This is a genomic window from Oceaniradius stylonematis (assembly GCF_003149475.2).
In the GTDB taxonomy this organism is placed as follows: domain Bacteria; phylum Pseudomonadota; class Alphaproteobacteria; order Rhizobiales; family Rhizobiaceae; genus Roseitalea; species Roseitalea stylonematis.
Window position 1 is genome coordinate 146,193 of the sequence record NZ_QFWV02000006.1, and the last position, 21,634, is coordinate 167,826.

General features: G+C 63.6%; 22 protein-coding genes. 7 read left to right on the forward strand and 15 right to left on the reverse strand.

Going from position 1 to position 21,634, the window contains the following annotated elements:
* Window positions 1-51 precede the first annotated feature (51 nt).
* Window positions 52-2,712 carry an aminopeptidase N gene (gene pepN, locus DEM25_RS10720; RefSeq protein WP_109767273.1) on the reverse strand — a complete coding sequence of 887 codons (2,661 nt, stop codon included), beginning with the start codon at window positions 2,710-2,712 and terminating at the stop codon, window positions 52-54.
* Between the two features lie 133 nt (window positions 2,713-2,845).
* Between pepN and DEM25_RS10725 the strand changes: the two genes are divergently transcribed.
* Window positions 2,846-3,796, forward strand: a complete 951-nt coding sequence (locus tag DEM25_RS10725) for a DMT family transporter (protein WP_245412875.1) — start codon at window positions 2,846-2,848, stop codon at window positions 3,794-3,796.
* 52 nt (window positions 3,797-3,848) lie between these two features.
* Here the strand turns inward: DEM25_RS10725 and DEM25_RS10730 are convergent, their stop codons facing one another.
* The 3 genes from DEM25_RS10730 to DEM25_RS10740 form a co-directional block, all read right to left on the reverse strand.
* Entirely contained in the window at window positions 3,849-5,090 is a 1,242-nt protein-coding gene (locus tag DEM25_RS10730; protein ID WP_109767272.1) for an MFS transporter, read from the reverse strand.
* A gap of 102 nt (window positions 5,091-5,192) precedes the next feature.
* Window positions 5,193-6,038 carry a uracil-DNA glycosylase gene (locus DEM25_RS10735; RefSeq protein WP_109767271.1) on the reverse strand — a complete coding sequence of 282 codons (846 nt, stop codon included), beginning with the start codon at window positions 6,036-6,038 and terminating at the stop codon, window positions 5,193-5,195.
* A gap of 36 nt (window positions 6,039-6,074) precedes the next feature.
* Window positions 6,075-6,680 (reverse strand): hypothetical protein, encoded by a 606-nt coding sequence (locus DEM25_RS10740; RefSeq protein ID WP_245412870.1) that lies wholly within the window; start codon window positions 6,678-6,680, stop codon window positions 6,075-6,077.
* A gap of 129 nt (window positions 6,681-6,809) precedes the next feature.
* On the opposite strand from DEM25_RS10740, the gene DEM25_RS10745 reads away from it, so the two are divergent.
* Complete coding sequence (locus DEM25_RS10745; RefSeq protein WP_109767270.1) at window positions 6,810-7,916, forward strand: S-(hydroxymethyl)glutathione dehydrogenase/class III alcohol dehydrogenase; 1,107 nt, start codon at window positions 6,810-6,812, stop codon at window positions 7,914-7,916.
* A complete protein-coding gene (gene fghA, locus DEM25_RS10750) occupies window positions 7,916-8,752 on the forward strand; it encodes an S-formylglutathione hydrolase (RefSeq protein WP_109767269.1) in 837 nt (278 codons plus the stop codon). Before DEM25_RS10745 ends, fghA begins: the two co-directional genes overlap by 1 nt.
* Here fghA and DEM25_RS10755 read toward each other — a convergent pair.
* The 4 genes from DEM25_RS10755 to DEM25_RS10770 form a co-directional block, all read right to left on the reverse strand.
* Window positions 8,749-8,943: a hypothetical protein gene (locus DEM25_RS10755; protein WP_109767268.1), complete on the reverse strand. Its 195-nt coding sequence runs from the start codon at window positions 8,941-8,943 to the stop codon at window positions 8,749-8,751. The two genes, fghA and DEM25_RS10755, sit on opposite strands and share 4 nt — an antisense overlap.
* A gap of 3 nt (window positions 8,944-8,946) precedes the next feature.
* A complete protein-coding gene (locus tag DEM25_RS10760) occupies window positions 8,947-10,155 on the reverse strand; it encodes a peptidoglycan-binding domain-containing protein (RefSeq protein WP_109767267.1) in 1,209 nt (402 codons plus the stop codon).
* Between the two features lie 156 nt (window positions 10,156-10,311).
* Window positions 10,312-12,036, reverse strand: a complete 1,725-nt coding sequence (locus DEM25_RS10765) for an electron transfer flavoprotein-ubiquinone oxidoreductase (RefSeq protein ID WP_109767266.1) — start codon at window positions 12,034-12,036, stop codon at window positions 10,312-10,314.
* Between the two features lie 540 nt (window positions 12,037-12,576).
* The gene (locus DEM25_RS10770) at window positions 12,577-13,029 is read right to left on the reverse strand and encodes an Lrp/AsnC family transcriptional regulator (RefSeq protein WP_109767265.1); all 453 of its coding nucleotides are present in this window, start codon (window positions 13,027-13,029) and stop codon (window positions 12,577-12,579) included.
* A gap of 73 nt (window positions 13,030-13,102) precedes the next feature.
* Here DEM25_RS10770 and DEM25_RS10775 point away from each other — a divergent pair, with 73 nt between their 5' ends.
* On the forward strand, window positions 13,103-13,696 hold the full coding sequence (locus DEM25_RS10775; protein WP_109767376.1) for a LysE family translocator: 594 nt from the start codon (window positions 13,103-13,105) through the stop codon (window positions 13,694-13,696).
* Here the strand turns inward: DEM25_RS10775 and DEM25_RS10780 are convergent.
* Window positions 13,693-14,946, reverse strand: a complete 1,254-nt coding sequence (locus tag DEM25_RS10780; protein ID WP_109767264.1) for an MFS transporter — start codon at window positions 14,944-14,946, stop codon at window positions 13,693-13,695. The genes DEM25_RS10775 and DEM25_RS10780 overlap by 4 nt on opposite strands.
* A 376-nt stretch (window positions 14,947-15,322) precedes the next feature.
* On the opposite strand from DEM25_RS10780, the gene DEM25_RS10785 reads away from it, so the two are divergent.
* Window positions 15,323-15,892, forward strand: a complete 570-nt coding sequence (locus DEM25_RS10785; protein WP_120222723.1) for a hypothetical protein — start codon at window positions 15,323-15,325, stop codon at window positions 15,890-15,892.
* 75 nt (window positions 15,893-15,967) lie between these two features.
* Here the strand turns inward: DEM25_RS10785 and DEM25_RS10790 are convergent, their stop codons facing one another.
* From DEM25_RS10790 to DEM25_RS17940, 3 genes are all read right to left on the reverse strand, one after another.
* Window positions 15,968-17,458 (reverse strand): AMP nucleosidase, encoded by a 1,491-nt coding sequence (locus DEM25_RS10790; protein ID WP_109767262.1) that lies wholly within the window; start codon window positions 17,456-17,458, stop codon window positions 15,968-15,970.
* Window positions 17,459-17,556: 98 nt separating this feature from the next.
* On the reverse strand, window positions 17,557-17,739 hold the full coding sequence (locus DEM25_RS10795) for a hypothetical protein (protein ID WP_109767261.1): 183 nt from the start codon (window positions 17,737-17,739) through the stop codon (window positions 17,557-17,559).
* A gap of 17 nt (window positions 17,740-17,756) precedes the next feature.
* A complete protein-coding gene (locus DEM25_RS17940) occupies window positions 17,757-17,924 on the reverse strand; it encodes a hypothetical protein (protein WP_196780352.1) in 168 nt (55 codons plus the stop codon).
* Window positions 17,925-18,074: 150 nt separating this feature from the next.
* Between DEM25_RS17940 and DEM25_RS10800 the strand changes: the two genes are divergently transcribed.
* Window positions 18,075-18,782, forward strand: coding sequence for a glutathione S-transferase family protein (locus tag DEM25_RS10800; RefSeq protein WP_109767260.1), 708 nt, complete (start codon window positions 18,075-18,077; stop codon window positions 18,780-18,782).
* Between the two features lie 45 nt (window positions 18,783-18,827).
* Here DEM25_RS10800 and DEM25_RS10805 read toward each other — a convergent pair whose 3' ends face one another.
* On the reverse strand, window positions 18,828-19,175 hold the full coding sequence (locus tag DEM25_RS10805; protein ID WP_109767259.1) for a DUF2147 domain-containing protein: 348 nt from the start codon (window positions 19,173-19,175) through the stop codon (window positions 18,828-18,830).
* Window positions 19,176-19,589: 414 nt separating this feature from the next.
* Here DEM25_RS10805 and DEM25_RS10810 point away from each other — a divergent pair, with 414 nt between their 5' ends.
* Complete coding sequence (locus tag DEM25_RS10810; protein ID WP_109767258.1) at window positions 19,590-19,856, forward strand: sel1 repeat family protein; 267 nt, start codon at window positions 19,590-19,592, stop codon at window positions 19,854-19,856.
* A gap of 204 nt (window positions 19,857-20,060) precedes the next feature.
* Here the strand turns inward: DEM25_RS10810 and DEM25_RS10815 are convergent, their stop codons facing one another.
* Together DEM25_RS10815 and DEM25_RS10820 are read right to left on the reverse strand one after the other, a co-directional pair.
* On the reverse strand, window positions 20,061-20,792 hold the full coding sequence (locus tag DEM25_RS10815) for a hypothetical protein (protein ID WP_245412871.1): 732 nt from the start codon (window positions 20,790-20,792) through the stop codon (window positions 20,061-20,063).
* A gap of 150 nt (window positions 20,793-20,942) precedes the next feature.
* Entirely contained in the window at window positions 20,943-21,629 is a 687-nt protein-coding gene (locus DEM25_RS10820; protein WP_109767256.1) for a YitT family protein, read from the reverse strand.
* Between the last annotated feature and the right edge of the window lie 5 nt (window positions 21,630-21,634).

Here is a 21,634-nt window from a genome sequence, read left to right on the forward strand (position 1 = left end):
TTCGGCCTGTCCACAGCCGTTAACGATTTTTTTACCCCGCCATTTCGGGGGTCAGGCCAGCGTGCGGTCGATAATGTCGGCCAGATCGCGTGAGACGCGGTCGCCTCGTCGCAGCGACTCGATGGCCGTTTTTGCGCGCTGGCGCCGGCCCGGCTCGAGGTTTCGCCAGGCCCGCATCGCCGTCATCAGGCGCGCGGCAACCTGCGGGTTCTTCGCATCGATCCGCCTGATCGCCGCGCACAAGAGCTCGTAGCCCTTGCCGTCGGCGCGGTTGAAGGCGACCGGATTGCCGGTGGCGAACGCGCCGATCAGCGAGCGCAGCCGGTTGGGATTGTCCCAGGAAAAGCCGGGCGCTTTGGTCAGCGCCTGCACGGTTTCCACCGTCTCGGCGCGCGGAACCGTCGCCTGGATGGTGAACCATTTGTCGAGCACGATCGGCTCGGCGCGGAACGCGGTCCGAAACGCTTCGAGCGCCTGCGCGGCGGCTTCGCTTTCGGGTGCAAGATGGGTCAGCACCATCAGCGCATGGGCGCGATCGGTCATGTTGTCGGCTTCGGCGAGAGCCTGTTCGGCCAGATCGGTGCTGCGCGCGGCATGGCACAGCATGGTCAGGGCCACATTGCGCAATGCGCGGCGGCCGGCCCCCTCGGCGCCCGGGTCATAGGCGTTGCGCGGCTGCAGTTCGTGATAGATGCGGGCAAACACGCGCTCGCAGGCCTTTGCCAGGTGCTCGGTGACGCCGCGCCGCGCCTTGTTGATCGCATCCGGATCGATGTCGCGGCCGATCTCGCGGGCAATGTCGGTTTCGGCCGGCAGCGTCAGGCAAAGAGCGCGGTAGGCATTGTCGAACGTCCCATCGCCGGCAACGGCCGAAAAGATATCGACAAGCGCATCGCTCGCCGCGGCCGGATCCCCCGCCGAGACGGCCCGCGTCGCCTTGATCAGGTCTTCCATCGCCAGGCTGTTGAGCGCTTCCCAGCGTGAGAACGGATCGCTGTCATGGCGTGCGAGAAAAAACCGGTCGCGCGTGGGCGCCTGCGGCACCCGCGTCACCGGCGCGGAAAATCCGCGCAGCACCGACAGGACCGGTTCCTCGGCGATGCCGGTAAAGACGATTTCGTGCTTCGGTTCGGTGATCACCAGAACTCCGTCCTCGCCCTCGTGCTGCATCGTCCGGGCGCCGCTCACCGCGTCATGGTCGAGTGTCGAGCCGTTCTTGCCTGCGAGCGCGAAGGCGATCGGGATGACCATCGGTGCGTTCGGCGTGCCGGCAACCGGCGGCTTCAGGCTCTGGTTGACGGTTACCGCGAATGTCCGCGCCGTCCGGTCGTAGCGCGTCGTGATCGCCAGATTGGGCGTGCCGGGCTGATCGTACCAGAGCGCGAACTGCGTCAGGTCCGTCTGCGCCGCTTCGGCAAAGCAGGCCAGGAACTGTTCGATGGTCGCCGCCTCTCCGTCATGGCGCTGGAAATAGAGATCCATGCCGGCGGCAAAGCCCTTGGCGCCCAGCAGCGTGCGCAGCATTCGCACGATCTCGGCGCCCTTCTCGTAGACGGTTGCCGTGTAGAAATTGTTGATCTCGCGATAGGTGCGCGGCCGCACGGGATGCGCAAGCGGGCCCGAATCCTCGGGAAACTGATGCGCCCGCAAGAGCCGCACATCGCCGATCCGCTTGACCGGACGCGAACGCATGTCGGCGGAGAACTCCTGGTCGCGATAGACCGTCAGTCCTTCCTTCAGGCAAAGCTGGAACCAGTCGCGGCAGGTGATGCGGTTGCCCGTCCAGTTGTGGAAATACTCATGCGCGATGATCGCCTCGATCGACGCATAGTCCTGGTCGGTCGCTGTACGCGGATCGGCCAGCACATATTTGTCGTTGAAGATGTTGAGGCCCTTGTTCTCCATCGCGCCCATGTTGAAATCGGACACGGCGACGATCTGGAAGATGTCGAGATCATATTCGAGACCGAAACGCTCTTCGTCCCAGCGCATCGACCGCTTGAGCGCATCCATCGCATAAGCGGCACGCGGCTCCTTGCCGTGTTCGACATAGATCTTCAGCGTGACCAGACGTCCCGATGCCGTCGTGAATTCGTCCTCCACCACGCCAAGATTGCCGGCAAAAAGCGCGAACAGGTAGGACGGCTTGGGGTGCGGGTCGTGCCAGACCGCATAGTGGCGGCCATCGCCCAGATCGCCGTTCTCGACGGGATTGCCGTTCGACAGGAGCAATGGCACGTCCTTGCGGTCCGCTTCGATCCGCACCGCGTAGACCGACAGGACGTCCGGCCGGTCGAGGAAATAGGTGATGCGGCGGAAACCTTCGGCCTCGCATTGCGTGCAGTAATTGCCGCCGGTGCGGTAGAGCCCCATCAACTGGGTGTTCGCGGTCGGATCGACGACCGTCTCGATCTCCAGCGTGAACGTCTCGGACGCCGGGGGCGCGTTGACGACGAGCGCGTCAGCGGTTGCGCTGACGGCATTGTCGCCCGCGTCTGCGCCGTCGATCCGCGCGCCGACGAATGTCAGCCCGTCGCCGTCCAGTGTCAGCGGCGTGCCGGGCGCGACGCCGGCCCGCCGCCGCATCTGCAGCTTCGCCGTGACGCGCGTCCGGGTCGGGTCGAGGCGGAACACCAGGTCGGTCTTGTCGATCAGATAGTCGCTTGGCCGATAATCGCCCAGCCTGATGACCTGTCCGGTTTCGGTTCGCATCGCCTCTTGCCCTTCGTTACCATCCCGACCGCCAAAGCGCCCGTTTACACGATCGCATCCGGGCCGTCATGGGCAATTGCGCGCGGGTGCGGTGGCCTTGCATTCGTCTGCCGGCGGGTTCATTGAAGCCCATGTGACCGGCCCGGCAGCATCTCCCGCACCCGAACAGAACCCGCTCCTCGGCATCGCCCTGAAGGTGGCCTCGGTCTGCGCCTTCATGGCGATGGCGACCGCCATCAAAATCGCCGGGCAGTTGCCGCCCGGCCAGATCGTCTTCTTTCGATCCTTCTTCGCCATCCTGCCGATCGTCGCCTATCTGCTGGTCACGCGGCAGTTCACGGATGCCTGGTACACGGACCGCCCGTTGAGCCATGTGCTGCGCGGTCTGGTCGGGGTGAGCGCGATGGGCCTTGGATTTTTTGGCCTGACCCGCCTGCCGCTGCCCGATGCCATCGCGATCGGCTATGCGCGGCCGCTGCTCACGGTCGTGCTCGGCGCCCTGATTCTCGGCGAGGTCGTCCGCCGCTATCGCTGGAGCGCCGTCATCATCGGGCTGGTCGGCGTCATGATCATCTCCTGGCCCAATCTGCAACTGCTGCGCGGCGGCGGCGATGCCGGCCAGGCCGCCGGGGCGCTTGCCACTTTCCTGTCGGCCTGCCTTGCCGCCTTCGCTTTCGTACTCGTGCGCCGGCTGGTCGATACCGAGAAGACCGCGACGATCGTGCTGTACTTCTCGATCACGGCCAGCGTACTCGCGCTGTTCTCGATCCCGTTCGGCTGGAGCGCGCTCACCGCAGTCCAGACGTCGGCTCTGGTCGCCGCCGGCTTCTGTGGGGGGCTGGGGCAGATCCTCCTCACTCAGAGCTATCGCTACGCGGAAACATCGACGATCGCGCCCTTCGAATACACGTCGGTCGTGCTGTCGATCGTCATCGGAATCGCGCTGTTCGCCGAATATCCGACGGCCGCCACACTGGTCGGCTCGGCCATCGTCGTCGCCTCGGGCATTTTCATCATCTATCGCGAGCACCGCCTGGGGCTCGAGCGCGGCAAGGCGCGGCCGGTAACCCCGCCGCACGGCTGAGCAAAAAAACCTCCTCCTGGGATGTCAGCGTCGAAGGACGTGGCCGTGTTGTTCACTCCTCGTCCGAGCGCGGATCGAGCGTGAACATCTCGGGCGTCTGGCTGCGGGTCACCGGCACGTAGGTGTAGTCGGTCATCTCGTCGGCCGGCACCGCTTCGCGCTGGGTGATGCGCCAGGCCGCGTATCCGCCGAAGATGGCGAATGCGACCGCCAGCGAGAGAAAAAAGCCGCCCGGCCCGAGGCCGACGATCAGAAAGCCCGACAGGACCGGCCCGATCATCGCGCCGGCCCCGTTGACCACCAGAAGCCCCGACGAGATTTCAACGAACTCGCTGGGTTCGGCATAATCGTTGGCATGGGCGACGACCAGCGAATAGATCGGAAACAGAACCGCTCCGAGGATGAACACGGTGATGAAAATGCCCGGTGCCGACGCGGCGCCCGGTACGATCTGGTAGGCGATGGCGCAGCCGACACCGACAATGCCGGCGAAGATCATCACATAGCGCCGGTCCATGCGGTCCGACGCGCGGCCCAGCGGCAACTGGAAGACCGCGCCGGAAATCATCGCCAGCGCAAGCATCAGCGGGATCTGGTTGCCCGACAAGCCGGTCTGTTCGGCGAACACCGGCGCCTGGAAGTTCCATATGCCGGCGATGATGCCGGTCATCAGCATGCCGACCATCGCGGCGGGCGAATTGCGGTAGAGCTTGCGCAGATCCAGCGTCACCTGCGTCAGCGGCTGCGGCGAAACGGCGTTGGAAAGTCCGGTGGGGATCACCGCCATGGCGTAAAGAAGGGCGGCGATGATGAACAGCGTCGTCGTCGCCGGATCGCCGAGCAACACCATGAACTGGCCGGCCATCATGCCGACCATGTTCATGATCATGTAGAATGAGAAGATTTGGCCGCGCGACTCGTTGGTGGCTTTTTCGTTCAGCCAGCTTTCCACCACCATGTAGGCTCCGGCGAGCGCAAAGCCCGCCACGCCGCGAAACGCGATCCACGCCAGCGGATGGACGATCAGCGCATGGAACAGGAGCGACATGGCGAGCAGCGTCGCCAGCACCGCATAGACGCGCACATGGCCGACCCGGCGCACCATGCGCGGCACGACCACGCAGCCGGCGGTAAAGCACAGCGCGTAGCCAAAGCCGATCCAGCCGATGATGACCGGGCTCCAGCCCTCCAGCCCCGCGCGCAGCGGCAGCGTGATGCCGGTCAGCCCGCTGCCGGCGAGCAGGAAGAATGTCGAGAGCATCAGCCCCGTGACCGGAACGATGTTACGCAGCATGGATGGCTCCCAGGGCTTCCGGCCGGACTGACATATTCAAGGTAATCGAGCGCGATGCCGAAGGCGCGTCCGCCGGCGACACGGTTTTGCGAAGGGGCGCCGTTAGGCCGTGTTGCCGTCTCCTGTCAAACGCTTTTTCAGCGCCAGGAGATCGAGCCATGCCATGCGCTTGAAGCGCGGTTGCTCGCGCAGGAAGGCGGGGTCGAACAGCGCCGTCACCGGAACAGCGCCGGCACCGAAATCGGTCTCGGCCCACGTGCCGCGCAACTGCATGATCGTCTTTTTCGAGCCGTGCAGTTGCTGGCTGGCCGCGTTGCCGAGCGCGACGATCAGGCGCGGCCTCGCGAGGGCGATCTGCCGATGCAAGAGCGGCGCGCAGATCTTCATGTGCAGCGGCGTCGGCCGCTCGCCGCCCGGCACGGTCCAGGGCACGCAAAAGCCGGCATAGATGTCGGCCTTGCTGTCGAGCCCGATCGCCGCCAGCATCTTGCCCAGAAGGATGCCGTCGATCCCGGAAAAGGCCTCGGCGTTCTTGTCGTCGTCGCGAGACGGCGCCGCGCCGACCAGCATCACGTGAGCGCCGCGTGTGCCGCCCTCAAAGATGGTGCTGCGCGCGCTGCGCTTGAGATTGCAGCCTTCGAAGGCCTCGACCGCGGCTCGCAGCGCGTCCAGATCGGCTGCGCCGGCGGCCGTTTGCTGCGCAAGGCCGACCGCCTGATCGTCGGGGATGCGCGCCGGCTGTGCGAGGTTCGCCGCCGGCCGGCCTGCCGCCGGTTCCTGATTTGGTGCGGATGGCGCCGGCCTGGCTACTGCGGGTTGGGCCGGCGGCGCTGGTGCCTCGAACCTGTCGCCCGGCTCCGCATCCAGCGCGAAATCCAGCCCGCTGTCGGCGTAAAAGCGCAGCAACTGTTCGAATTCGGCGCGGCTGGGATCTGCGGTCGCGGTCATGGTTCTATCTCGCAGACCGCGGGGCGCGGCGCAATCTCAGGATGCGGGAATGCGCGGGTCGAACTTGATGTAGAACAGGTTCGCCGGTGTCAGGTCGGTAATCAGGAAGCGGAACCGCACCGTTTCGCCCGGATCGACGAACCCGTCATGAAACAGGATCCGGTCAAACGGCTCGAAATCCAGACGGCTGTCGGCGAAGCGGTCCGACACGACGCTGTAATTGCCGGTGCGGCGCTGGTCGAACGACAGCCCGTCGCCATAGACGCTGGCCTGGCCCAGCATCTCCTGCAGCTCGAACTCCGCGCCGATCCACGGCAGGCCCGAAATGTTCTGTGCAGTGATGTCGAAATGCAGCGTTCCGGTCGCGTGGGTTTTGGGATGGGCGAACGGGTTGATCGGCTTGGTGGCGCGGATGACGAGCGTCGAAGCCGTTGCGGCGAAGACCTGCTGGTCGATGCGGATCGGATCGGTCCGGGTGCCGAGCCCGGACAGGGCGATGATGCGAAAGCCGCCCAGCGTATCGGAAAAATCGTAGCCTGCCGTCAGCTCCGGCGGTTCGGCACGGACAGCGATATCCTGTCCGGATGCGGCGCCGCCCGTCGCGATGAACAGCGCCGCCGCCATTCCCGCCTTTGCAATCATCGATCCGCTTGCCGCCATGCGGACAAGATAGCGCGGTTGGCCGGGCCCGCAACGGCGAAGCCCGATTTGAACTTGCGCCGGCGAGCCTATCCATGCCTAATCGGACAAAAACGGCGGGAGGATCGGGCCATGAAGACGCGTGCGGCGGTCGCATTCGAGGCGGCAAAACCCCTTGAAATCGTTGAAGTCGATCTGGAGGGTCCCCGCGAAGGCGAGGTGCTGGTGGAGGTCAAGGCGACCGGCATCTGCCACACCGACGAATTCACCCTGTCTGGCGCCGATCCGGAAGGCGCATTCCCCGCGATCCTCGGCCATGAGGGCGCGGGCATCGTCGTCGAGACCGGCCCGGGCGTCACATCGGTCGAGGTCGGCGACCATGTCATCCCGCTCTATACGCCCGAATGCCGCGAGTGCGAGTACTGCCTGAACCCCAAGACCAATCTGTGCCAGAAGATCCGCTCGACCCAGGGGCAGGGCGTGATGCCGGACGGCACTTCGCGCTTTTCCTACAAGGGCGAGAAACTGTTGCACTATATGGGCTGCTCGACCTTTTCGAACTACACGGTCCTGCCCGAGATCGCGCTCGCCAAGGTGCGCAAGGACGCGCCCTTCGACAAGATCTGCTACATCGGCTGTGGCGTGACCACCGGCATCGGCGCGGTCATGTTCACCGCAAAGGTGGAACCCAATTCGACCGCCGTCGTGTTCGGCCTGGGCGGCATCGGGCTGAACGTCATCCAGGGCCTCAAGCTCGTCGGCGCACGCCAGATCGTCGGCGTCGACATGAACCCTGCCAAGGAGGCGATCGCGCGCCAGTTCGGCATGACCGACTTCGTCAACCCCAAGGATGTCTCCGGTGATCTGACCGGTCATCTGGTCGAACTGACCGGCGGCGCGGACTATTCGTTCGAATGCATCGGCAATGTCGATGTGATGCGAACGGCGCTGGAATGCTGCCACAAGGGCTGGGGCACCTCGGTGATCATCGGCGTCGCGCCGGCGGGCGCCGAGATTTCGACCCGGCCGTTCCAGCTCGTGACCGGCCGCAACTGGCGCGGCTCGGCCTTCGGCGGCGCGAGGGGCCGCACCGACGTGCCGCGCATCGTCGATATGTACATGGAGGGCCGCATCGATATCGACTCGCTGATCACCCACACGATGCCGCTCGAAGACATCAACAAGGGCTTCGACCTGATGCATGCGGGCGAGAGCATCCGCTCGGTGGTGCTGTATTGATGCAGGAGGCGCTGCGCCACAAATCGTTCGGCGGCTTTCTGACGGTCCACGATCACGACAGCGCGGTCACCAACTGCACCATGCGTTTTGCGGTCTATACGCCGCCGCAGGCCGCCGACGGCCCGGTGCCGGTCTTGTGGTATCTGTCGGGGCTGACCTGCACCTGGCAGAACGTCAACGAAAAGTCCGGCATCCATCGCCATGCGGCCGAACACGGCATGATGGTGGTGTTTCCGGACACCTCGCCGCGCGGCGAGGGAGTGGCCGACGACGATGCCTACGATCTGGGGCAGGGCGCCGGCTTCTACCTGACGGCGACCGAGGACCCTTGGGCGCGGCATTTCCGCATGGACCGCTACATCGCCGAGGAACTGCCGGCGCTTGTTGCCGATCGTTTTCCGGCAGCCGACATGAACCGGCAGGGCATTTTCGGCCATTCCATGGGCGGGCACGGCGCGCTGACGCTGCATCTGAAGCATCCCGAACGCTATCGGTCCGTGTCCGCCTTCGCGCCGATCGTGGCGCCGAGCAAGGTGCCATGGGGGCAAAAGGCGTTTGCGGCCTATCTGGGCGCCGACCGGTCGGCATGGCAGGCTTATGACGCCACCGAACTGGTCGCCCGACAACGGTCAAAGGCGCACATCCTGATCGACCAGGGCGCCGCCGACCAGTTCCTGGCCGAGCAGTTGCGGCCCGAACTCTTCGCAGAAGCCTGCCGCCATGCCGGCCAGCAACTGACGCTCAACATGCGCGACGGCTACGACCATTCCTACTATTTCGTCGGCACTTTCCTCGGCGAGCACTTCGCCCATCATGCGGGGACGCTTGACCGCTAGGTCTTTCCCCTCGTCGGGCGCTTGACGAACACCCTGCCAAGAAAGCCGATCGTGGCGCCGATGCCGACACACACAACGACCAGCAGCGCCCATCCTCCTGTTGTCGCCGGGTCGACCCAAGTTGCGAGCAAGACCCCGGCCAGAAAGCCGATAACGCCGCCGATGCCGAGCCCATAAGCCAGTTCGATCACGACCTAGAATGCCTCCAAAAAGCCAGGGCCGTACTTGTCGGCCCATCGCCGCAGCGTCACCTGCAACCGTGCAAGCGTGAAGCCCCTAAGGTCGGCAAAGTCGGTCTCCACATCATTGCGCCATTCCTGCATCATGGCGTGGGCCAGATCGTAGTTGGACACGCGGGAAAGATCGAGGGACAGGACGAATGTGTCCTCCTTGCCAAACTCCGTCGCCGGCGACCAAGCGAGCAGGAATGGGCCTGTACCCGAGCCGGCGAAGCCCGCTTTTTCCGCCTCTTGGATTGCGTAGCGGGCGGTCTCGGTATCGAAGTGCCTGATGGCGTCTTGGCAGACGGTCAGATCGCGGTCACGCATGCTCTGGTTGAGCGCGTCGGCAACATCGTCCGTCTCGACCGGCCATACGGTGAGGAACTGGTCCGTGACGGCCGTGTTGGACTGGGTTGCCGTGGGGCGGAATGCGGCCACATAGGCCGCACAGATCTGCTGGTGTTTTTCGATGTCATAGGATGTCGCGATTGCCTTGAAGGCGATGATTCCGTATCCGCGGAACCCCTCGGGCGGATAGCGATCGGGAGAGCTGAACGCACGCGTTGGAACGGGCCGAACGGACGCGGCGGCAACTCGGCCGGTCTCGTCAGCGGGCGTCGCTGTTGTCTGCCGCTCGCGCGACTGGCTTTCGACAGCGCTGGCCGGCGCACGATCGACCGCTCTCATTTGTCTCGAAGCGGTCGTAATCGACGGACCCGCATTGTCTAGCGTCGAGGTGTCCAGACGGCCAACGATCCGGCCGATCGGCGCCCCGTCGCCGGAGAGTTGCCTTGTAAGCTGCTGTGCGGCTATCTCGGCGAGATAGGACGGATCGTCGAAATTCAACGTTCCAGCCGATATCTCCCTGTCGCGAAGAAGCCTGAAAGAGGCGGCGAAATCTCCCTCCGTCGGTGCATTGTTGGTCACCGATTCAAGCGCCGCCGCACGCCGAAGTTCAAGAAGGGCCGCGCGTGTCAATGGCCCCACGGCGCCGTCAATCGCGCCGTCATAGTAGCCGAGCCGGTTCAGATTGGTCTGCAAGGCCCTTATGTCGTCGCCACCGGTGAGGTTTCGGCTCGCGAAATCCGGCGGTGGCCGAAGCGGCAAACCCTCGGCGGCGGCTGACACGACCAGAGCCAAAACCGCCAAGGCAGCGGTGAGCGACCGACAAAGTATAGTCATGATGCATTCACCCGGCCAACATCGGTTTAAGCAGAGTGATAAAAGAGCTATCGTGTGTCAAATGCAAGACTTTCACAGACTGGCATCAATTCAGTTCCGCTAGCTGCTTGTCGGTTTTATCATAATGCCGTCTTTGCCCAAGACCGCTCATCATTCCTACATGTTCGGATAAACCGGGCCTTCGCCGCCCTGCGGCACCGTCCAGTTGATGTTCTGGTTGGGGTCCTTGATGTCGCAGGTCTTGCAGTGCACGCAGTTCTGCGCGTTGATCTGGAACCGCACCGCATCGTCCGGCTGGCGCTCGGCACCATCGCCGATCGTGTCGCCATCGGCATTGAGCCACTCATAGACGCCGGCGGGGCAATAACGCCAGGACGGGCCGGCATAATCGGCATATTCGGAACGCTTCTGCAGCCCGTCGTCGATGACCTTGAGATGGATCGGCTGGTCTTCCTCGTGATTGGTGTTGGACAGGAACACCGACGACAGGCGGTCGAACGTGATCTCGCCGTCGGGCTTGGGATAGGCGATCGGCGCGTGCTTGGAAGCCGGCTCGAGCGCCTCATGGTCGGCCTTGCCGTGACCAAGCGTTCCAAGCGGCGACCAGCCGCCGGTCAGTTGGTTGATCCACATGTCGATGCCGCCAATGCCGACGCCGACCATGGTGCCGAAGCGCGACCAGAGGGGCTTGACGTTCCGCACCTTCTTCAGATCCTGGCCGATCGGGCTGCCGCGCCAGTCGGCCTCATAGGCATCGAGCGCATCGTCGTTGGCGCGGCCTTTGGACAGCGCCTCGGCGGTTTTGTCGGCCGCCAGCATGCCCGACAGCATCGCATTGTGGCTGCCCTTGATACGCGGCACGTTGACGAAGCCGGCCGAGCAGCCGATCAGCGCGCCGCCCGGGAACGAGACCTTGGGCACCGATTGCCAGCCGCCCTCGGTGATGGCGCGCGCCCCGTAGGAGATGCGCTTGGCGCCGCCGAACGTCTCGCGGATCATCGGGTGCGTCTTGAAGCGCTGGAACTCCTCGAACGGCTTGAGAAAGGGGTTCTTGTAGTTCAGGTGGACGACGAAGCCGACGGCCACCAGATTGTCTTCGAGATGGTAGAGGAACGAGCCGCCCCCCGTCCGGTTGCCGAGCGGCCAGCCGAACGAATGCTGGACGAGGCCGGGCCGGTGCTTGGCCGGATCGACCTGCCAGAGCTCTTTCAGGCCGATGCCGTACTTGCCGGGCTGCTTGCCCTCATCAAGCGAGAACTTCGCGATCAGCTGCTTGGCGAGCGAACCGCGCACGCCTTCGCCGATCAGGACATATTTGCCGTGCAGTTCCATGCCGCGCGCGAACATCGCCGTCGGCTCGCCGTCGCGGCCGATGCCCATGTCGCCGGTGGCGACGCCCTTGACCGCGCCATTGCCGTCGAAGATCAGCTCGGCGGCGGCAAAGCCTGGATAGATTTCAACGCCGAGCGCCTCGGCGCGGCCGGCCAGCCAGCGGCACACATTGCCCAGAGAAGCGATGTAGTTGCAATGGTTGTTCATCAGCGGCGGCATCATGAAGTTGGGCAGGCGCATGCCGCCCGCCGGCCCCAGATAGAGGAAATGGTCGTCGGTGACCGGCGTCTTGAGCGGCTGGTCCGGATCGTCGCGCCAGTCGGGGATCAGCGTGTCGAGGCCGACCGGATCGATCACCGCGCCCGACAATATGTGCGCGCCCACTTCGGCGCCCTTTTCGAGGACGACGACGGAAATGTTCTCGTCGATCTGCTTGAGCCGGATCGCGGCCGCAAGCCCCGCGGGCCCCGCGCCGACGATGACGACATCGAACTCCATCGACTCCCGCGGTTCGTTCCTGGGATCGTCCGCCCCGTTGGCTTCGCTCATCATTGTCCTCCGGTGACGCGTGCCGTCCCGCATCGGCTGCGGGCCGCGTCCTGTTGTTGTCAGTCCGCCGGCAGTTAGCCCGCGCGCGCCCGACCTATCAAGATGCGTCGACGCCGCAACGCTTCGGCGCAGTGCCTTTCCCGTAATTTACTTTGACGTAAACGTCAATAATTCGGCATTCGACAACCGTGCCTTGTCGGTCGCAGCGGAAGCCTCAAGGCGCCGCATGCCGAGATGCGGGCGCCAATCCCATGACCCTTCCAGGCACCGTTTCGGCAAGCTCGGCATCGCACCTCAGGATGATGGGAACTGGCGGCGAGCCTCGAAAGGGGCAAGCCCATGCGCCATGGTTGTTGAAGACGCGGCCGGTTGCCTTGGCGTGGTCGACAAAGGCCCGCGTTTGTCATTGGGCACGGCGGCGACAAATCCGTGGACATAGGCCATGGCGCGTCGTCCCGATGCGATCTCTTTCCGAAACAGCCTATGCGTCGTGCATAATGGCCACAAGACCAGCGGCAAAACCGAGCGGCCAGCAGACGCTCACGCCCGCTCGTCCTTGGGCGAGCCCATCACCACATAGGTCGTGATCGAGCGGACCTGCGGAATTGCGCCGAGCACATCGGCGTGGAACCGCTTGTAGGCGGCGATGTCGGCCACCTCGACGCGCAGCAGATATTCGATCAGCCCCGTCACATTGTGGCATTCGCGCACCTCGGGCACATGCGCCACCGCGCGCTCGAACGCGTCCTGGGCGGCCTTGGAATGGTCGGCCAGCCCGATGCCGACATAGGCGGTGAACGCCTGGCCCAGCTTCGACCGGTCGATCACCGCCCGGTATCCGCCGATCACGCCGGACCTTTCGAGCTCCTGGACGCGGCGCAGGCAGGCCGAGGGCGACAGATTCACCCGCGCAGCCAGATCGATGTTGCTGATCCGCCCGTCCGCCGAAAGAACGCGCAATATTTCTTCGCTTTTTGCGTCGACTGCCTTCATCGATTGCGCATATAGCCGGAAATGGCTCAATAAAGAAAGCACATTGCGCGCCAACTGGGCGCATGATTGTGCGATGAACGCCGAACTGCTCGCCGCCTTTGCCACCTTCGCCTTCGTCTCGTCGGTCACGCCGGGGCCCAACAATCTGATGCTTCTGGCGTCGGGCGCCAATTTCGGGCTGGTGCGGACCATCCCGCACATGCTGGGCATCGGCATCGGCTTCACCGTGATGATCGTTCTTGTCGGCGTCGGGCTGATGCAGGTCTTCGATGCCGTGCCGGCCAGCTACACGATCCTCAAGATTGTCTCGGTCGCCTATCTGCTCTGGCTGGCCTTCAAGATCGCCAATGCCGGTGCGCCGCAAGGGGGCGAGACGCAGGGCGCACCGATGACGTTCCTGCAGGCTGCCGCTTTCCAGTGGGTCAACCCCAAGGCCTGGACGATGGCGCTGACGGCGATCACGATCTACGCGCCGGACCGCAGCCTGTCGGCGATCGTGCTGGTCGCGCTGGTCTTCGGCGTGATCAACCTGCCGACCGTCAGCACCTGGACGCTGATCGGCCAGCAGATGCAGCGCTTCCTGACCGATGCGCGGCGCCTGCGCGCCTTCAACTGGACCATGGCGGCACTGCTGGTGGCTTCGCTCTGGCCGGTGCTTGCCGGTTAGCGGTCGTCGTCCGCTTGATCGTCTTCGTCGGCGCGCGGGTTCATCGCGAGCGTTTCGGGCGTCGAGAAGCGCGCGGTCGGCATGCGCACATAGGCTCTGCGGATGGCGGCGGCCGCGCGCTGACGGATGCGCCAGATCGTAAAGCCGATAAGCATCGTGTGGGCCGCCGCGATCGTCATGAAAAGACCCTCGGGTCCGGCAAAGCCCATCACGCCGCCCGCGATCAGCGGCCCCGCGATCGAACCGATGCCGAACAGCAGCAGCAGCCCGCCCGACGTGCGCAGGAAGTCGTCCGCCGCCGCATGGTCGTTGGCGTGGCTGACCAGCAGCGGATACATGGTGTGGATGAACGCACCGAACAGGCCGGCTCCGATCAGGATCGGCATGGCGTCCCGGGGCGCCGCGACGATGAAATAGACAGAGGTCGCAACGGCCAGAACGCCCACGGCGATGAGCACATGGCGGCGGTCGGTCTTGTCGGACGCATAGCCGACCGGCACCTGCGCCACCGCGCCAGCAATCAGGGTCGCCGACAGGAAGATGGCGATGGCGGTCACGCTCATGCCGATCGCGTTGCCATAGACGGCGGCCAGCGTGCCGAACGCCGAGTTGGCCATGCCGACGAGCACGATGCCGACGACGGCGACCGGCGAATTGCGCCACAATTTGGGAATATCGAGTGACACTTCGGTCAGCGGCTTTGGCTGCTGCGAGGCGTAAAGCGCCGTTGGGATCATCGCGAGCGCATAGAAGACGGCGCCGAGCACGAAGAATGTCTCCGCACCGGTGTCGCCGAGCGGCAGCACCATCTGGCCGATGGTGGTCGCGGTCAGGTTGACCATCGCATAGATGCCGAAAACGCGGCCGCGGCTGTCGGGGCCGGAACGCTCGTTCAGCCAGCTCTCCATGATCTGCTGGGCGCCGGCAAAGCAGAAGCCCGACAGCGCCCTGAGAGGAATCCATGCGGCCGGATGCATCAGCAACAGGGAAAGCAGGATCGCCACGCTTGCCAGCGCCGTCATCGCGCCGAACGAGCGGATATGGCCGACGCGCTTGACCGTGCGCGGCACGATCAGGCAGCCGAGCACGAAGCCGACCGCCCATCCCGTGCCCAGAAGCCCGAGCGAAAACGCCGAGAACCCTTCCTGAGCGCCGCGCACCGGCAGGATCAGCCCGTTGACGCCGCCGGCGAACATCAGCGCCGATGCGCCGATCAGGAGCGGAGCGGTGGATTTGGGCAGGAGTGGCATCAATTTCCTTTTGCCATCGTCTTGCCAGAACAGGGTGGACGAAAAACCAAGATCCCGTCGATGACGGGCTATGGTGCGGTGGCGCTGCATTGGCCGGCACGACAGACACCATAACCAAGAGATTTGCCAGATCTACCGCTTGTTTTGACTGCTCGCGCCACCTGTCGGCCGAATTCCCAAGGCCGAACGGGGCTCGCCCGACAGTCGATTGGCAGTCGGAATTCGATGACAATAAAAACGAATCAACGGACAAGTTTTGGTCGAATTTTTGGTTGTCATATCTGCTTAATTTTAGGGATAATCATCGATCAATTTGCCAATCGATCAATTTTGTATATCATATTCATTTCGTTTATTTCTATCCGGGAGGGTGCCGATGTCTGAAGAGAATATCAAGAGAGTGCTCGGTGTAGCGGATTATGACGCCTACTGGATAGGCAAGTCATTATTGGTTCGGCTGACAGCGCGCGGTTTGCTGCCCTGCTTCAACTACACCGCACAATTGGAGCAGCGCCCCGAACGCGTCTCACCGCCCAACTGGAACATGGTCTTCTATACGCCGGATGTTTGCATGACGGCCCTTCGTCCCTTCGAGGTAAGCGTGGTGATGTCCAATGTCGGTGGTGCCTCTTCACTGAGGGTTTTTGATGCAACGGGCGAGAACGAAGTGAAAATCCGCCACGAGTCCGACCGGGAGCAGACGACCAATCTGCAATCCGCGTTGGAGAAGGACCAGTTCGTGGTCCATGCCAGAGTGCCGAAGGGGGCTTCAGGCCACCATGGGTGCATCGTGGTTCCGGCCGACATGGTTGTATCCGCCATCTACTATCGGGCATACGGGCCGGCATCGAAAGCCGACTGCGATGCGTTCGTGGCCAAGAACTGTGATGTATCGATCACCGCCGGTGGGGAAATCCCTTGGCCGATGCTGACCGACGAACAGTGAGGTGCTTGCTTCAAACGGCCGCTGGCGCCAGTTCGGGTCCGTGAAAAGCCGTTTCGGATCAGATACCAAAACCCCCTACTGAAACGCCGTCTCCGAGAAGCTTCTGAGTTTCCGCGAATGCAGCCGTTCGGGCGGCATCTGCGCCAGCTTCTCCATCGCCTTGATGCCGATGATCAGATGCTGGTTGACCTGCGTCCTGTAGAATTCGGTCGCCATGCCCGGCAGCTTGAGTTCGCCATGCAGCGGCTTGTCGGAGACGCACAAAAGCGTGCCGTAGGGCACGCGGAAGCGGAAGCCGTTGGCGGCGATCGTCGCCGATTCCATGTCGAGTGCAATCGAGCGTGACTGCGACAGCCGTTTGACCGGCCCGCGCTGGTCGCGCAGCTCCCAGTTGCGGTTGTCGATCGTGGCGACCGTGCCCGTGCGCATGATGCGTTTGAGATCGTAGCCCGAAAGGCCTGTCACCTCCGCCACCGCCTGTTCCAGCGCGACCTGAACCTCGGCCAGCGGCGGCACCGGCACGGACAGCGGCAGATCGTCGTCGAGCACCGAATCCTCGCGCACATAGGCATGCGCCAGCACATAATCGCCCAGCTGCTGCGTGTTGCGCAGGCCCGCGCAATGGCCGAGCATCAGCCAGGCATGCGGGCGCAGCACCGCGATATGGTCGGTGATCGTCTTGGCGTTGGACGGGCCGACGCCGATATTGACCATGGTGATGCCGGTGCGGTCCGGCCGCGTCAAATGATAGGTCGGCATTTGCGGCAGGCGCGATGGCGGTGCGCCGCTCTCCGGCTCGGCCGCGCCGGCGCGCGTCACCACATTGCCCGGCTCGACGAAACTCTGATAACCGGAATTGGTGTCGGCGATCTGCTCGCGCGCAAAGGCGCAGAACTCGTCGATGTAGAACTGGTAGTTGGTAAAAAGGACGAAGTTCTGGAAATGCCACGGGCTTGTCGCGGTGTAATGCGACAACCGGTGCAGCGAATAATCGACGCGCTGGGCGGTGAACGGGGCAAGCGGCGAGGGCTGGCCGGGCGCCGGTTCGAAGTCGCCGTTGGCGATGTCGTCATTGGTCACGTTCAGGTCCGGTACGTCGAACACGTCGCGCAGCGGACGCGCCAGCTGGTCGGCCTTGGCGCCATCGACATGGGTGCCTTCCAGGAACGCGAAGTGCAGCGGGATCGGCGTGCCCGACTCCGACACCTCGACCGCCACACTATGGTTCTTCAGCAAGAGCCCGATCTGCGTTTCCAGATAGCTGCCGAACAGGTCGGGTCGGGTCACGGTGGTCGCGTAATGGCCCGGCTGGGCCAGATGGCCGTAGGCGAGCCGCGAATCCACCTGATTGTAGCTGGCCGTCCTGACCGAGAGCTGCGGATAATAGGCGCGCACGCGCCCCTCCAGATCGCCCTTGTCGGTCATCTCGGAAAACGCGTCGCGGATAAAGGCCGTGTTGCGCTCGTAAAGCGCGCGCAAGGCGGCAACCGCCTCGGCGGGATCGGTGTAGAAGGTGGGGCGCTCGGGCGGCGGGGTCAGAAACCCGGCACTGTCCTGGCCGGCCATGGGGTGTGATTCGTCTGTTCTCTTGTCCATGCACAATCATATACGGCCAGATCATTGCGCGCAAAAGACGCAACGCGGCGATCTCTGGCCCGGTCGCGTCACGGCCGCATCAGGCTGACATAGAGGACGAAACCCACGCCGTTTCCCTTGCGGGCGCCTTCGTCCGCCTGGGCGGCGGCGAAGCCGGCCAGCGGGCCGATGAACAAGGTGGCCAGAAGCGCGGCGCGTCCGAAGGCGCGAACAGTCTGAAAACGGCGGCGGTTTGTTGTGTGCATGGTCATGGTCGGCCCCTGACGAGTTACTGGCGCGGGATGGCGCACACGCGCGGGCGCTCGAAGACGCACGGCACGGTCGATTGAATTTTCCAGGAATAGGCCGGCCCGCTGCTCTGCTCGATCAGGCTGATCAGCGCGAACGCGAAGATCATGGCGATCAGGCAGATGATGATGAAGCGTCGTGCGAGCATCGGCTGTGTCCCTTTCCTGCCGCACACATTAGACAGGGGGCACTGAACCGGTGCTGAGGTCGCCATTCATATGGCGTTCAGGGTCGTTAACGCGGCTTGCGCTTGGCGCGCGGCCGCCTATGTGCGTAGGCGACAGCACCGGAGGGACCCATGCCGCAACAGACCGCACCGATCGAGCTATACTATTGGCCGACGCCCAATGGCTGGAAGATATCGATCATGCTGGAGGAACTGGGCGTGCCCTATCAGGTGCGCTACATCGACATCGGCAAGGGCGAGCAGTTCGCGCCCGATTTCCTGAAGATCGCGCCCAACAACCGCATGCCCGCCATCATCGACCCGGAAGGCCCGGGCGGCGAGCCGATCTCGGTGTTCGAGTCCGGCGCGATCCTGCAATATCTGGGCCGCAAGTTCGACCGCTTTTATCCCGCAGATCCGCGCGCGCGGACCGCCGTCGACGAGTGGCTGTTCTGGCAGATGGGCGGGCTGGGTCCGATGGCCGGCCAGGCGCATCATTTCCGCCAATATGCGCCCGAACAGGTGCCCTATGCGATCGACCGCTACACCAATGAGGTCAACAGGCTCTATGGCGTGATGAACAGGCGCCTTGCCGACCGCGACTTCCTCGCCGGCGACTATTCGATCGCCGACATGGCGTGCATCGGCTGGGTCCTGCCCTACGAACGGCAGGGCCAGGATCTGGACGACTTCCCCAACCTCAAGCGCTGGTTCGACACGATGAATGCGCGGCCGGCGGTCGAGCGCGGCCTGGCGGTCGGACGCGAAAAGCGCGAGCAAACCAATCTGCGCGACGACAAGGAGGCGCAGAAGGTGCTGTTCGGCCAGCGCGCGCGCTGACCATGGGGCCTCCCCGTCCGGTTCGGGGAGGCCGATCGGGTCCGGTTACTGGCGTTTCCACGCCTCGGTCCGGCTTGTGATGGGAGTGCAAACACCAAAGCAACCTGTCATGTTGAGCGTGTTACCCGAAAGGCGGGCACGTCCCTTGTATTGGCGCCCTTCTGCCGGGTCGGTGATGTTGCCGACGTAGCGGTTGCCGCTGAGGGAGACGCGGCCAATCTGCTGGCCTGCATAGGTTCCGGTCTGAAGGGTGATGCAGAATGCACTCCCGCACTCCGCGATTCGCGCGGTTTCGCCGCTTCCTGTGCGCCAGGTGCCGACAATGGCGTCGGCAAGAGCGGGCGTTGCGGTCATGGTGACGGCGACCGCCAGCGCAAGCAGAGATGTCTTCATGAGGTTCCTCCCAATCATGCACGGTTCAAGGACCGTTCGCGTGCACTATTATTGACGCACACGTAAAAGTAAACGGGTTTTGACGGGAGTCGGTAGCGTTCCGGCGGGCGGATCGGTCGCTTCATGGACCGGCAAAAACCGCGTCCCTCCCGCATCGACCCGCTGCCACGGTTAGCGATTGCTTTCCGCGCCAACTGTGAACGATGTGTGAAAATCCCCGGTTTGCCAAGCAAAATCAGCTATTTGACATGTTAACGCGCGGTTGAATTTACCCCCTGTTTTTGTTTCGTTTGCGCGCCATTAAGGACACTTGTTTGCCAGCCGTTGAAGCCTTGCCGGCATCCTCCACCCATCAAAACGCCGGGACGACAAAGGGCTCGGGGACGAAACAGGGACACGCAATAGGGGGTCGACATGGCACGCCTTGAAATGGAAAACGCCGACTTTGCCGGGATGGGCGCCGGCGCCAACGCAGACATCTTGTTCGAGATGGGCCTGGCTTGCGCGACGGGCCGCAATGGCGACGCCGATCTGGTTGCCGCGCACAAATGGTTCAACATCGCGGCCATCAAGGGCTCGCCGCGAGCCGGCGCCCTGCGCGCCGAGATCGCCGAAACCATGAACAAGGCCGAACTGGCCAAGGCGCTGCGCGAAGCGCGTGAGTGGATGACCCGCCATTGAGCGGTGGTGCCGGCCCGACGGCCGGCTTCGAAAAGACATCGGCGGGTGGGGCACCGGTTTGCGGGGGGCAAGCGACCGGTTGCAACGGGGGTTCCGCTGACAGGCCGCGCGCTCTTGGGGTGTGAGCGCGCGGCCTTCTTGCTCATAAGGTCTCATAAATTGGCCGCAAGGAAGCGATTGGGTTTGTTTCCGGCGAACACGTGCTCAGAGAGCGATGTTCCAGAAATCCAGCACGGCTTGCACCTGTTTTCGGGGATAGTGCGGACCGGCCTGTTCCAAGTCTCTCCGGATTGTCGCTTTTCGCTTGTCGGCGGCGTTCTTTATGCGATCTGAGAAGGGGACCGTCCCAGACGGCAAAGCCGGTTTATCTGGCTTGGGCCAACTGACCGGATAGTCATCCCAGTCGGACCAGCTTGCAATCTGCGCACCGGTGTTTGAAACGGCCTCGTGCTCGCATAACCAACCGTAAAGGTGAAGCGCGCAAACACGCAGCATCGTCTTTACCTCGATCATGGCATCGGTGAACGCCTTCAACGGTGTTGGCAGCAACACCATGTTGGCAACGCAGGAAAAGAATCGATGATCCTGGACGACTTCGTTGGATGACTGATAGCGGTCGTCGTCCAAACCCCAGATATGGCAACATGACCAGTTTGGCCGCTGCTTTCCACGAAGGCCCAACGCCTTTGTCAGAGCCTTGTTAGCATTAATATTGCCTTCTGACTTATGGACGCTGAGCCCGGTCTGCCGATTGCGGTTCATCTGCGGCTCAGTCCAGTTTGACTTGTAGAACAGGGCTCGGCGGGCGTGCTCGGGATACCAAACCGGCAGATAGGCAAAGGTCGCGGGATCAACCCATCGAGCCGTTTTCTCTATTAGATGCATTACTTCGGCCAGAGTTAACTCCTTGCGAAGAGCTTCAAGGCCGTCGGGCAAGCATTCAGCGGTTGCGACAGTCTTTCCGGCTCGCCTCGACATCGTGATCCTAATCAAGCTTAGATTTGCGAACTGACCGGCCCAAAGAACTCGACTGCGTCTTCTACGGAAATCATAGCATGAAAGAGCTGAGTTTTATTACCGGTACCGTCAGTTCACGCCGACATAGCGGCCCGGCTTGTGGTTGACGCCCAGGATCAGGTTGAACATCACCGCGCCGGCCACCGACCACACGATGCCCTGCCATCCGATGACGAGCGCGGCGCCGGCCAGGATCAGCGCGTCAATGCCGAGCTGGACATAGCCGGCGCGCATGCCGCGCGCCGATTGCAGCCAGTAGACCAGGATGTTGATGCCGCCGAGCCCCGCGCCGTGGCGGAACAGCGCCAGAAGCCCCAGCCCGATCATGATCCCGCCGATCAGCGCGGCAAACCCCGGCTCCAGCGTCTCGATGGTGATCAGAACCGGGTAGTAGCGTACCAGAACGCTCATCAGCGCGATGGCGCAGAACGTCTTGATCACGAACCGCCAGCCCATGCCGCGTACGGCCAGCGCGTAAAACGGCAGGTTGAGCGCAAAGAACAGGGCGGAGAAATCCAGCCCGGTCGCATAGGAGATGGTCAGCGCGATGCCGGCAACGCCGGAAACGACCAGTTCGGCCTGCTGGAACAGAAAGACGCCGAACGAGACCAGCGCCACGCCGATCGAAATGGCGAAGATGTCCTCGGGCAGCGTGTGCCGGCTGGGCCGGATCATGATCATCGCCTGGCGGTCGGCTTCATCCGTGCTGTCGCCGTCCGGCTCCTGATGTGTATCGGTCACGCTGTCAGCATCCATGCTCG

What these genes read in the sequence shown, in the direction of transcription:
- pepN (WP_109767273.1), bottom strand. Translation starts at nt 2,712, where the DNA reads ATGCGAACCGAAACCGGACAGGTCATCAGGCTGGGCGATTATCGGCCA.
- DEM25_RS10730 (WP_109767272.1), bottom strand. Translation starts at nt 5,090, where the DNA reads ATGCTGCGTAACATCGTTCCGGTCACGGGGCTGATGCTCTCGACATTC.
- DEM25_RS10735 (WP_109767271.1), bottom strand. Translation starts at nt 6,038, where the DNA reads ATGACCGCGACCGCAGATCCCAGCCGCGCCGAATTCGAACAGTTGCTG.
- DEM25_RS10740 (WP_245412870.1), bottom strand. Translation starts at nt 6,680, where the DNA reads ATGATTGCAAAGGCGGGAATGGCGGCGGCGCTGTTCATCGCGACGGGC.
- DEM25_RS10745 (WP_109767270.1), top strand. Translation starts at nt 6,810, where the DNA reads ATGAAGACGCGTGCGGCGGTCGCATTCGAGGCGGCAAAACCCCTTGAA.
- fghA (WP_109767269.1), top strand. Translation starts at nt 7,916, where the DNA reads ATGCAGGAGGCGCTGCGCCACAAATCGTTCGGCGGCTTTCTGACGGTC.
- DEM25_RS10760 (WP_109767267.1), bottom strand. Translation starts at nt 10,155, where the DNA reads ATGACTATACTTTGTCGGTCGCTCACCGCTGCCTTGGCGGTTTTGGCT.
- DEM25_RS10765 (WP_109767266.1), bottom strand. Translation starts at nt 12,036, where the DNA reads ATGAGCGAAGCCAACGGGGCGGACGATCCCAGGAACGAACCGCGGGAG.
- DEM25_RS10770 (WP_109767265.1), bottom strand. Translation starts at nt 13,029, where the DNA reads ATGAAGGCAGTCGACGCAAAAAGCGAAGAAATATTGCGCGTTCTTTCG.
- DEM25_RS10775 (WP_109767376.1), top strand. Translation starts at nt 13,103, where the DNA reads ATGAACGCCGAACTGCTCGCCGCCTTTGCCACCTTCGCCTTCGTCTCG.
- DEM25_RS10780 (WP_109767264.1), bottom strand. Translation starts at nt 14,946, where the DNA reads ATGCCACTCCTGCCCAAATCCACCGCTCCGCTCCTGATCGGCGCATCG.
- DEM25_RS10785 (WP_120222723.1), top strand. Translation starts at nt 15,323, where the DNA reads ATGTCTGAAGAGAATATCAAGAGAGTGCTCGGTGTAGCGGATTATGAC.
- DEM25_RS10790 (WP_109767262.1), bottom strand. Translation starts at nt 17,458, where the DNA reads ATGGCCGGCCAGGACAGTGCCGGGTTTCTGACCCCGCCGCCCGAGCGC.
- DEM25_RS10795 (WP_109767261.1), bottom strand. Translation starts at nt 17,739, where the DNA reads ATGACCATGCACACAACAAACCGCCGCCGTTTTCAGACTGTTCGCGCC.
- DEM25_RS17940 (WP_196780352.1), bottom strand. Translation starts at nt 17,924, where the DNA reads ATGCTCGCACGACGCTTCATCATCATCTGCCTGATCGCCATGATCTTC.
- DEM25_RS10800 (WP_109767260.1), top strand. Translation starts at nt 18,075, where the DNA reads ATGCCGCAACAGACCGCACCGATCGAGCTATACTATTGGCCGACGCCC.
- DEM25_RS10805 (WP_109767259.1), bottom strand. Translation starts at nt 19,175, where the DNA reads ATGAAGACATCTCTGCTTGCGCTGGCGGTCGCCGTCACCATGACCGCA.
- DEM25_RS10810 (WP_109767258.1), top strand. Translation starts at nt 19,590, where the DNA reads ATGGCACGCCTTGAAATGGAAAACGCCGACTTTGCCGGGATGGGCGCC.
- DEM25_RS10820 (WP_109767256.1), bottom strand. Translation starts at nt 21,629, where the DNA reads ATGGATGCTGACAGCGTGACCGATACACATCAGGAGCCGGACGGCGAC.